Source organism: Yoonia sp. SWMV100, from assembly GCF_056108365.1.
Genome location: NZ_JBWBAQ010000010.1, coordinates 1 through 10544 on the forward strand (window position 1 = coordinate 1; position 10544 = coordinate 10544).

General features: G+C 55.2%; 11 protein-coding genes and 1 riboswitch. All 11 genes read left to right on the forward strand.

Annotated features, from left to right (window positions below; translation table 11 throughout):
• Positions 1-431 precede the first annotated feature (431 nt).
• A riboswitch (TPP riboswitch) is annotated at positions 432-552 on the forward strand.
• 103 nt (positions 553-655) lie between these two features.
• The 11 genes from thiC to ACXJGX_RS16005 all read left to right on the forward strand — a co-directional run bounded on the left by thiC (position 656) and on the right by ACXJGX_RS16005 (position 10334).
• A complete protein-coding gene (gene thiC, locus ACXJGX_RS15955; RefSeq protein WP_474783491.1) occupies positions 656-2455 on the forward strand; it encodes a phosphomethylpyrimidine synthase ThiC in 1800 nt (599 codons plus the stop codon).
• On the forward strand, positions 2452-3420 hold the full coding sequence (locus ACXJGX_RS15960; protein WP_474783493.1) for an FAD-dependent oxidoreductase: 969 nt from the start codon (positions 2452-2454) through the stop codon (positions 3418-3420). The genes thiC and ACXJGX_RS15960 overlap by 4 nt, the downstream gene beginning before the upstream one ends.
• Positions 3389-3586, forward strand: coding sequence for a sulfur carrier protein ThiS (gene thiS, locus ACXJGX_RS15965; RefSeq protein WP_474783495.1), 198 nt, complete (start codon positions 3389-3391; stop codon positions 3584-3586). Before ACXJGX_RS15960 ends, thiS begins: the two co-directional genes overlap by 32 nt.
• Before the next feature lies 1 nt (position 3587).
• The gene (locus ACXJGX_RS15970; RefSeq protein ID WP_474783497.1) at positions 3588-4355 is read left to right on the forward strand and encodes a thiazole synthase; all 768 of its coding nucleotides are present in this window, start codon (positions 3588-3590) and stop codon (positions 4353-4355) included.
• Complete coding sequence (locus tag ACXJGX_RS15975) at positions 4355-4948, forward strand: thiamine phosphate synthase (RefSeq protein WP_474783499.1); 594 nt, start codon at positions 4355-4357, stop codon at positions 4946-4948. Before ACXJGX_RS15970 ends, ACXJGX_RS15975 begins: the two co-directional genes overlap by 1 nt.
• Entirely contained in the window at positions 4945-5913 is a 969-nt protein-coding gene (locus tag ACXJGX_RS15980; RefSeq protein ID WP_474783501.1) for a ThiF family adenylyltransferase, read from the forward strand. Before ACXJGX_RS15975 ends, ACXJGX_RS15980 begins: the two co-directional genes overlap by 4 nt.
• Positions 5910-6641, forward strand: coding sequence for a bifunctional hydroxymethylpyrimidine kinase/phosphomethylpyrimidine kinase (thiD, locus tag ACXJGX_RS15985; RefSeq protein ID WP_474783503.1), 732 nt, complete (start codon positions 5910-5912; stop codon positions 6639-6641). Before ACXJGX_RS15980 ends, thiD begins: the two co-directional genes overlap by 4 nt.
• A 218-nt stretch (positions 6642-6859) precedes the next feature.
• On the forward strand, positions 6860-7423 hold the full coding sequence (locus ACXJGX_RS15990; protein WP_474783505.1) for a recombinase family protein: 564 nt from the start codon (positions 6860-6862) through the stop codon (positions 7421-7423).
• 95 nt (positions 7424-7518) lie between these two features.
• Positions 7519-8334, forward strand: coding sequence for an ABC-three component system protein (locus tag ACXJGX_RS15995; protein ID WP_474783507.1), 816 nt, complete (start codon positions 7519-7521; stop codon positions 8332-8334).
• The gene (locus ACXJGX_RS16000; RefSeq protein WP_474783509.1) at positions 8331-8576 is read left to right on the forward strand and encodes an ABC-three component system middle component 6; all 246 of its coding nucleotides are present in this window, start codon (positions 8331-8333) and stop codon (positions 8574-8576) included. The genes ACXJGX_RS15995 and ACXJGX_RS16000 overlap by 4 nt, the downstream gene beginning before the upstream one ends.
• A gap of 234 nt (positions 8577-8810) precedes the next feature.
• Positions 8811-10334, forward strand: coding sequence for an ABC-three component system protein (locus ACXJGX_RS16005; RefSeq protein WP_474783511.1), 1524 nt, complete (start codon positions 8811-8813; stop codon positions 10332-10334).
• The last annotated feature ends 210 nt before the right edge of the window (positions 10335-10544 follow it).

Here is a 10544-nt window from a genome sequence, read left to right on the forward strand (position 1 = left end):
AAATGTTCTATAACCCGAAACGCAAACATGCCAGAAACGGTATGCTGTCGCCCGTCGACTTTGAAAATAGACAGCATAATGCGAACCAAGAAGGTGTCTAGGAAACTAGGGGCTATTCAATTTGACCGAAAAACTATGAATACAGCTAACAACCTAGACCTTTGATAAGACTGCATTCACAGTCCCAATAATTCAGTCTCATTATATAGCCATTCCGACAGCTTTTGTCGGAGTTCTCTAATGCTGAGACTGCGCCTGCAATGAAAACAGTCACTTAGCATTTTCTATTGATGAGACTTGGGCAGGGGCCATAGCAGACCTTCGCCGCATCGTGCATGAACCGGCAAGTTGCGGACAAACCTGCTATTTGCTGCGGCTGCGTCAGTGACCGCTTGTTGAAGCTTTACAAACCGACCGCTCCATTCTATTGCGAAATTACGCAGGGGAGTCCCGCCTATGGGACTGAGAGGCTGACAGGGTGAAAACCCGGTGATGCGACCCTTTGAACCTGACCCAGTTGACACTGGCGTAGGAAGCTAAGATTGCATTGCCGTTTTTTGGTGTTTGCAGTCTGAACAGAGGGTGTATTTTACCTTCGCCTCCTCCCCAAACTCATCTGGTGTTTTTTTGAGACTTGAGCTTGAGGAGCGCCAAATTGAACATCCCCAATCCGAAAATCACGACGGGCGAATTGCCCGCGTCGCGTAAAATCCATGTCGCAGGTGAGCTTTATCCCGACATCCGAGTGCCTATGCGCGAAATCTCCACCCACCCGACCGCAGGCGAAGCACCCTTGCCTGTGTATGACAGTTCGGGGCCCTATACCGATCCGGATGTGCTCACCGACATTAAACAGGGCCTTACGCCATTGCGAGCCGAATGGATCAGATCACGCGGCGATGTCGAAACATATGACGGGCGCGAAGTGACGGCCGCTGACAATGGTTTTGTCCACGGCGAAAAGCTGACCCCTGAATTTCCAGTCAAACCGCGCCCACTGCGTGCCAAGAATGGCGCGGCCCCCACGCAGTTGGCCTATGCGCGCGCAGGGATCGTCACGCCGGAAATGGAATTTGTTGCCATTCGCGAAAACCAGCTGCGCGAAACTTCTCCTTGCCACCGCGATGGAAATGATTTTGGCGCCAGTATTCCAGACTATGTGACCCCAGAGTTCGTACGCAGCGAAATTGCTGCTGGACGCGCCATTATCCCCAACAACATCAACCACCCGGAATCCGAGCCAATGATCATTGGGCGGAATTTTCTAGTCAAGATCAACGCCAACATGGGCACTTCAGCCGTGACCTCCAGCATGGAGGAAGAGGTCGACAAATTGGTTTGGGCGATACGCTGGGGTGCTGATACGGTCATGGATCTTTCAACAGGGCGCAACATTCACAACACTCGTGAATGGATCATCCGCAACAGCCCTGTGCCGATCGGAACGGTCCCGATGTATCAGGCCTTGGAAAAGGTGAACGGAATCGCCGAGGACCTGACCTGGGAGGTGTTCCGCGATACGTTGATTGAACAGGCAGAACAAGGCGTTGACTATTTCACCATCCATGCAGGGGTGCGCCTCCATATGGTTCCGATGACGGTCAACCGAGTGACCGGCATTGTATCTCGTGGCGGGTCGATCATGGCCAAATGGTGCCTACACCACCACAAGGAATCCTTTCTTTACGAGCATTTTGAAGAAATCTGCGACATTTGCCGTCAATATGATGTGGCTTTCAGTCTGGGAGACGGGCTGCGCCCGGGTTCGATCGCAGACGCCAATGACGAAGCACAGTTTGCCGAGTTGGAAACCCTAGGCGAGTTGACCAAGATCGCTTGGGCCAAGGATTGTCAGGTGATGATCGAGGGCCCGGGTCACGTGGCCATGCACAAGATCAAGGAAAACATGGATAAGCAGCTGGAATGCTGCCACGAAGCGCCATTCTACACGCTTGGGCCTCTGACCACGGATATTGCCCCGGGCTATGACCACATCACATCGGGCATCGGAGCGGCCATGATCGGTTGGTTCGGCTGCGCGATGCTGTGCTACGTGACACCCAAAGAGCATTTGGGGCTGCCCGACCGCGATGACGTGAAAACCGGGGTGATCACCTACAAGATCGCGGCCCATGCAGCGGACCTGGCCAAAGGCTTGCCCGGTGCGCAACGACGTGATGATGCGCTGTCGCGCGCGCGGTTTGAGTTCCGCTGGGAAGATCAGTTTAACCTGTCGCTCGATCCCGATACCGCACGGGAATTTCATGATCAGACGCTGCCAAAGCAAGCGCATAAAGTGGCGCATTTCTGTTCCATGTGCGGCCCCAAATTCTGTTCAATGCGGATCAGCCATGACATTCGCGCTGAGGCCCAAAAGGAAGGAATGGACGCGATGGCTGCCAAGTTCCGCGAAGGGGGCGACTTGTATATGCCCATCGAGGAGCCGGGCGAATGATCACGATTGCGGGGGCCGGCTTGGCCGGCCTCGCTTCGGCGCTGGAACTAGCACGCGCGGGTGCGCGGGTGCGGGTCTATGAGGCGGGTTCCGAGATCGGATCGCAAAGTGTCGCCCGGTTCGCAGGTGGCATGTTGGCGCCGTGGTGCGAACGCGAAAGTGCGGAAGAGGATGTAATCACCTTGGGCGCAACTGCGGCTGATTGGTGGGACAAAATCACTCCTGTCACGCGAAAAGGCACCCTAGTCGTGGCACCACCGCGTGATCAAGCCGAAGTGGCTCGCTTTGCTCGGCGCACATCAGGGTTTGACCCGGTGGACCGAGACGCAATCACAAATCTGGAACCAGCCTTGGCGGGTCGGTTTTCGCAAGGTTTGTTTTTCAAAGACGAGGCCCACCTGAACCCACGCTTGGCGCTTTCCGATCTTGCGCAGGCAGTATGGCAGGCCGGAGGTGAAATCATCCTTGGTACCAAAGCGCCATCTCGGGTTGACTTGAATTGCACCGGCAGCAACGCCCCATTGCCTGAACTGCGCCCGGTCCGTGGTGAGATGGCGATCTTGCACTGCCCTGACATCACAATCACGCGGACCATTCGCCTTTTGCATCCGCGCATTCCGCTCTACCTCGTGCCACGCGGCGACGGCATTTACATGATCGGTGGAACGATGATCGAAAGCTCGTCCAACCGCCCCGTCACTTTGCGCTCGCTGTCCGAGTTGTTGGGGGCAGCGTTTGCCATTCATCCCGCATTTGCCGAAGCCAGCGTGATCGAAATCGGAAGTGGATTGCGCCCAGCCTTCCCCGACAACCTTCCCCACCTTGTGACACGTGGCGACACGCTGCATCTGAATGGGCTTTACCGCCACGGCTTTCTGCTTGCACCAGCCATGGCCGGACAAGTGGTTCAACATTTCTTTTCGGAGACGACACATGAACATCACAGTGAACGCCAAACAGCATGACGTTACGGCTGAAACGCTTGGCGCAGCCCTTGCCGAGCTTGGCTTTACCAATCCCGCAATCGCTACGGCCCTGAACGGACTGTTTGTACCGAAATCCGAATGGAACACGACGGCTCTGACCGGCGGCGACCGGATCGAGGTTCTGGCCCCAATGCAAGGAGGTTGAGATGCGCCTTTATGATGTCGAAATATCCGTGCCGCTGCTGTTAGGAACAGCGCAATACCCATCCCCAGCGATCCTACAAAAGGCGATCAAAGCCAGCGGGTGTCAGGTCGTCACAGTCAGCCTCCGGCGCGAGACTGCTGATGGATCGGGCGCTGGATTCTGGGAGCTTTTGCGCGAGACGGGCACACGCATTCTGCCGAACACAGCCGGATGTCATTCCGTGCAAGAGGCCGTGACCACTGCAAGAATGGCCCGCGAAGTCTTCTCGACCGATTGGATCAAGCTTGAAGTGATTGGGCATGCCGACAATCTGCAACCGGATGTCTTTGCCTTGGTCGAAGCCGCTCGCATCCTTGTCGCTGATGGCTTCAAGGTATTTCCTTACATGACCGACGACCTGATCGTCGGGGAGAAGCTGCTGGAGGCAGGGTGCGAAGTCCTAATGCCTTGGGGCGCTCCCATCGGGTCGGGACAAGGGTTGCGCACACCTGATGCTTTGCGCGCAATGCGAGCCCATTTCGCAGATGTGCCCCTGATCGTTGATGCGGGAATCGGGCGGCCCTCGGATGCCGTGCAGGCCATGGAACTTGGGATGGACGCCATCCTGCTCAATACCGCCGTGGCAAAGGCAGGCGATCCTGTCGGCATGGCGCGCGCTATGGCCATGGCAGTCAAGGCCGGGCGAATGGGCTATGATGCGGACCCGATGGAACCACGTGAGGTCGCCGTGCCTTCGACTCCTGTTCTTGGCATCGCGGAGTTGATGTGATGGAACGATTCTACCTCATCACTGGCCATGTGTCGCGGTTGGAGCTTTTGGTGCCGCTGGGTGTAAAGCTGGTGCAACTGCGCATCAAAGATACCCCCGAACCTGAAATCCACCGACAAGTTGCCCGCGCGCGTGACTTCTGTGCGGTTCATAGGACCACGCTGGTTGTGAATGACTATTGGCAGGCGGCTCTGGATCTGCGGTGCAGCTTTGTCCATCTGGGACAAGAGGATATGGACACCACCGACTTCATGGCTTTGCGACGCGCCGGAGTGCGGTTTGGCTTGTCCACGCATGATGAAGCTGAACTTGACCGCGCTCTGTCCTTTGATCCCGCCTATGTGGCACTTGGACCGGTCTATCCGACTTTGCTGAAGAAGATGAAATGGGGGCCGCAGGGATTGGATCGTGTGACCCGCTGGAAGTCTATGTTGGGCGACACTCCGCTTGTGGCGATCGGAGGGTTAACCCCGGAACGCGCTGCCGGCGCGTTGGCCGCTGGGGCGGACAGCGTTGCAGTTGTGACCGACATTCAGATGGCCCCCGACCCGCAAGCACGAACCCGCGAATGGCTTCGGGTGTGCGGCGCATGAACCGGTATGCACGCCAAATGCAACTGCCCGAGATCGGCATCACGGGTCAGGCAAAACTGGCCAAGGCACATATTGCGGTGGTTGGCGCGGGGGGGCTCGGTTGCCCCGCGTTGCAATACCTTGCCGGTGCTGGCGCTGGACAGATAACGATCGTCGACCCGGACTACGTCGAGGAAAGCAACCTGCACCGTCAGCCGCTGTATCGCATGAACGATCTGGGCAGGCCAAAAGCGGAAGCAGCGCGCGATGCCTTGCTGTCCCTCAACCCAGACATTCAGGTGAATGCGCAGATCGCCGCCGTCGGTCCCGGCACCGCCCCAGAGTTTGTTAAGTCGGCTGATATAGTGATCGATGCGGCTGACAGTTTTGCGGTGTCCTATATCCTGTCAGACGCGTGTTTGGCGGTGAAAACCCCGTTCGTCTCGGCAAGCGTTCTTGGGCAGACCGGTTATGTCGGCAGCTTTTGTGATCGTGCCCCATCCCTGCGCGCCGTTTTTCCCGAACTTCCCGCGTCAGGAGCAACTTGCGCCACCGCCGGAGTGCTTGGCCCAGTTGTCGGAGTCATCGGCGCGTTACAGGCGCAAATCGCGCTTCGGATCCTGCTTGGCACGACACCATCACCCCAAGGACAAATGATCACAGCTGACCTCGCCGCTCTGCAATTTAGTCGGTTCAGCTTTCTAGGGAGCCCCGAACCCGAAATCGATTTCCCTTTCATCGCCGAACAGATGTTGCAGGATACAGACCTGATTGTTGAGTTGCGTGACCAGCAGGAAGCCCCTGAAAAGATTAGGTCCCATGCCACGCGCCTATCTGAAGCAGAGCTGAGAGCGCATGTCCCGCATCCCGAGCAACGCGTCGTCCTGTGTTGCCAAAGCGGACTACGGGCATGGCGGGCGGCCAAAAGCTTGCATGCGCGAGGTGTAGCCAACCTCGCCTTGCTTGCAGCGAGGGCGAGCTCATGAAACCCATTATAGTTATCGGCGGCACCGACAGCAGCGGGGGCGCAGGCTTGACCCGCGACGCCTTTGTAGCCCACACGTTCGGGTTCGAGGTTATTCCCATCGTCACCGCTGTTACCGCGCAATCGAATGATATGGTGTTCGCTACGAAGCTCACCCCCGTGGACCTGATCGACAGCCAGATCGAAGCGGCATTGGCTACGGCAAACCCGGCGGCCATCAAAATCGGAATGCTTGGCCACGAAGAAACGGCTGAGGCAGTCGCGCACGCCATCCGAAAACAATCTTGTCCCGTTGTCCTTGACCCTGTACTGATTTCCAGCTCGGGACGGCAACTTATGGCGGGGCAGTTTCCCAAGGCGTTGCTGTCGCGAGCCCATCTTGTTACCCCTAATCTCCACGAGGCGGCGGCTCTTTCAGGTTGCCCTATGGCGAAGACCGATGCCCAGATTGCGACCCAGGCGGAATGGTTTTTGTCCCAGGGGGCACAAGCCGTGTTGATCAAAGGAGGTCATGCATCGGGTGAAACCGTAGACGATCATCTGTTCACCGCGTCAGAGCATCGCGTCCTGTCGGCACCGCGGCTTGAGGCAGCAATGATGCGTGGCACAGGCTGCGCCTTGGCCACTGCCATCGCCTGCGGCCTTGCGCGAAATGACGATTTGCCCCTGGCCTGTAGCGTGGCAAAAACCTTCGTGCATGACCGCCTTTGCGAGGTAGTAAATCTCTGACATCTTCAGCGCTGGTTTTCGCCGAACCTGCCATCTATTCTTGACGCAGCATCGGACAATCTGGGCTCTGTCCCGGCATTCGCCGCGCAAAACACGAATGACTGCTTGGACGCCAGTGCCGCGAAAACGACCCTTTTTGCGGCACCTTTTCCCAGTTCGCTAAGTCGTTGATTCATTTGGTGCTGGACTGCCGCAAAAACCTCATGCAAAAAGAATCCATGAAAATCGGCTACGCACGAGTGTCTACAGAGGAACAGAACCTTGATCTACAGATCGAGGCGCTGACCGAGGCCGGGTGCGACAGGATCATCACTGACCAAGCGCAGAGCGGCGCGAAAGCCGCCGAAACCCGTCCAGGTTTTTCCGAAGCCATGGACCAACTTGGTCAAAACGATCTTTTAGTTGTCTGGAAGTTGGACAGAGTAGGGCGGTCCATAGCTGACTTGATCCACCTACTTAAACTCTTCGGAGAGCGCGGCATTGAGTTTCGAAGTCTGACAGATGGAATTGACACAACGACAGCAGGTGGGCGGCTTGTTTTTCACATTATGGGAGCTTTGGCCGAGTTCGAGCGAGACTTGATCCAAGAGCGAACTAAAGCGGGATTAAGGGCAGCCAAAAAACGCGGCAAACGGCTTGGCCGACCACCGATGCTGTCTCCGGCACAGATCGCACACGCGAAAGCTGCGATTGAAACGAAGCGAGAAACTGTTTCTGGCATGGCAGAGATATTGGGCGTGAACCGCAGTACTATTCAGCGCGCCATCGGAGCTTCCCGTTAATGGACGAACTGCAACGTCATCTTTTTCAACTTTAGTTCCGCATCGCGTTCCTTGAAAGCCAAGGCAAGGCGTTTGAAGACCTGTTCTCTCGAATTATGGGCCATGCCTATACTGGCGATTTTCAGGCTGTGCGTCCCTACGGGAACAAAGGTGATCTGAAATGCGACGGCTACTTGACCAGCGACAAGACAGTTTACCAGTGCTACGCTCCGAAGACTACGAAGCTTGATAAACTCCAAGCCAAGGTTGATGCAGATTTCAATGGGGCTGTTGCGCATTGGGGGCCACGCATGGAGCGTTGGATTTTTGTGCACAATGACGATGACGGTCTTCCAGCCGATGCTGTGCAACAGCTTTCTGATTTGGGAACGGCGAACCCGGCTATAAGCCTTGGTCAAATGAACTATCCTGAGCTTTTCCAAATTACGATGTCGCCCGCGCCGACGCAACTGGAAGATCTCTTTGGTCCTGCTCCAACACAAAGGACGCTCGCAAATCTTGACTTTGAAGCCTTACGTCCGGTCGTCATGTTGATTCAGCGGATCGACCCTGACGACAACCCACCGCTGGCGGCGCCTTCAGCGGAGAAGCTGAAAGCGAACGACCTATCTGACGATGCAGCAGAGCTCTTGCGTCAGGGCCGTCGCCGTGAACGGCTGGTTGAGGAGTTTTTCAATCAGTTTCCTGACCCCAATTTTGGCGAGGAAATTGCCCAAGGTTTCCGCGATCGCTACGAAGTGCTCAAGCAGGAAGCGCAATCGGCTGACCGCATCTTCATGGAGCTTCAGCAGTTCGCAGGTGGCATGACAGGAACACCACAGCATCAGGCCGCTGTTTTGGCTGTCCTGTCGTATTTCTTCGAACGCTGCGATATCTTCGAGGATCATATAGAGGCAGAGGTGGCAACATGATTCTTCCCACCAAACATATCCGACCTGATCGCGCGTTGTTGACCGTTGGAGCGGATATTCTCGCATGTCTGCATGAACCAATGACGGTTTCGCGTATTTGGGATGAAGTGCGTAAGCAGCGGGGCGAGCCTGTCGGCGTGGCTCCGATCAACTATGATTGGTTCATACTTGCCTTGGACTTGCTGTTTATTCTCAAAGCTGTGACTTTCGATAGTGGTGTACTACGAAAGTCAGCGGCATGATCCATACTCTGACAAGCGATTTGGAGAGCTTCAAATCCTTGACCTTCGGACCGGGGTTGAACGTCCTATTGGCCGAAAAAGAGGCAGAGGCGACTGATAAGCAGTCACGCAATGGAGCCGGAAAGACCAGCTTTGTAGAGCTGATACATTTCATTTACGGGGGCAACGCCAAGCCCGATAGTATTTTCAGATCAGACGCGCTGAAACCGTATTCTTTCGAGGCTCAGACTGACATTGGCGGACACACCATATCAGCGGCGCGGTCTGGAAAAAAAACCAGCGCAAATACGCCTTCAGGGCGAAACCGAACATTGGCCGATCAAACCCGAGCTAAATAAAAAGACCGGCGATTTGGTGTTATCGAATGTGCATTGGCGAGCCGATCTGGGGGCGCTACTTTTCGGACTGCCAACTGACCCCGATGCGATCAGCCGATTTGGACCAACATTTCGCTCGCTTTTCTCTTACTTCGCCCGTCGCCAAGGAAGCGGCGGCATAGTTAAACCCACACAACAATCCGCACCTCAACAAAACTGGGATCAGCAGGTTGCTATCTCATACCTGATGGGATTGGACGCTAGCATCTCGCAAGAGTTCCAAGAAACACGTTCTCAGGAAAGCGCAATGGCAGAGCTTCGCAAGGCTGCCAAGCAGGGTGATCTGGGTGGCTTCTACGGTAACTCTGCCGATTTTCGCACACGGCTCGCTATTGCGGAAACCAGGGCACGACGTCTACAAGAGCAGCTTGCTGAGTTTAACGTGGTCCCACAGTATGCCGCGATGGAGCAGGAAGCCTCCGAAATCACCCGCTCAATTTCAGCAATCAACGATGATAACCTTATCGACCGAGAGCTGATCTTACAACTGAGCACGGCACTTGATAGCGAAGCACCTCCGGCGATCATGAACGTCAAGAAACTCTATGACGAAGCTGGCGTGGTTTTGCCTGAAACTGTCGGTAGGCGCTTCGAGGAAGTGTCTGAATTCCACGAAGCAATTATCCGTAACAGACAAGCGCACCTTTCAGCTGAGATAACTTCCGCCGAAAGCCGCATTGTAGAGCGTGAGGCGCAGCGGATCGAATTGGATTACCGCCGCAAGCAACTAATGGGTATACTTCAATCAGGCGGTGCGCTTGAGCACTATGCGCGACTTCAAGAGGAAGCTGGACGAGCTGAAGCGAAAGTGGAGACTCTGCGTCAGCAGTTAGAGATAGCAGAGCGTATTGAAAGCACGACTGTTCAGCTCGATATCGAACGCGCAAGGCTGCAACAATCGCTTCAAAGTGACCTTCATGAGCGCAGTGACATTATCAATGATGCAATCGTAATATTCGAAGACCTGTCTACATCCCTTTACGAACAGGCAGGAAATCTGACCATCGCGGCAACGCCTAATGGCCCTACTTTCGATGTCAAAATTGAAGGACAGCGAAGCAAAGGCATCACCAACATGCAGATTTTCTGCTTTGACCTTATGCTGGCAGAACTCACGACAAAACGGGGCATCGGGCCGGGGTTTCTCATTCATGACAGCCATTTGTTCGATGGAGTTGACGAACGACAGGTTGCCAAGGCGCTCCAACTTGGGGCAAGTCATGCCGAGAGGGTCGGCTTCCAGTATATTGTGACGATGAACTCGGATGCGTTGCCCAATGATGGGTTTCAGGAAGGCTTCGAAATTCAGAATTACGTGAACCCAACTCGTTTGACTGACAAAGAAGAAACCGGAGGCTTGTTCGGTCTTCGGTTCGGATAAGGATTGCTGATAGGCTTAAGTTGCACAACTAAAGCGGGGGACGCCGAGTCTCATTAATTCAGTCCCATTAATTACCAACTCCGACAGCTTTTGTCGGAACTTCTAAACAGTGAGACTGCGGGTGCAGCGAAATCAACAACTTAGCATTTTTGATTGATGAGACTCCCGTTTTACTGGTTTTCATGGCGGCGATCCTAAAGCCGACCTTCA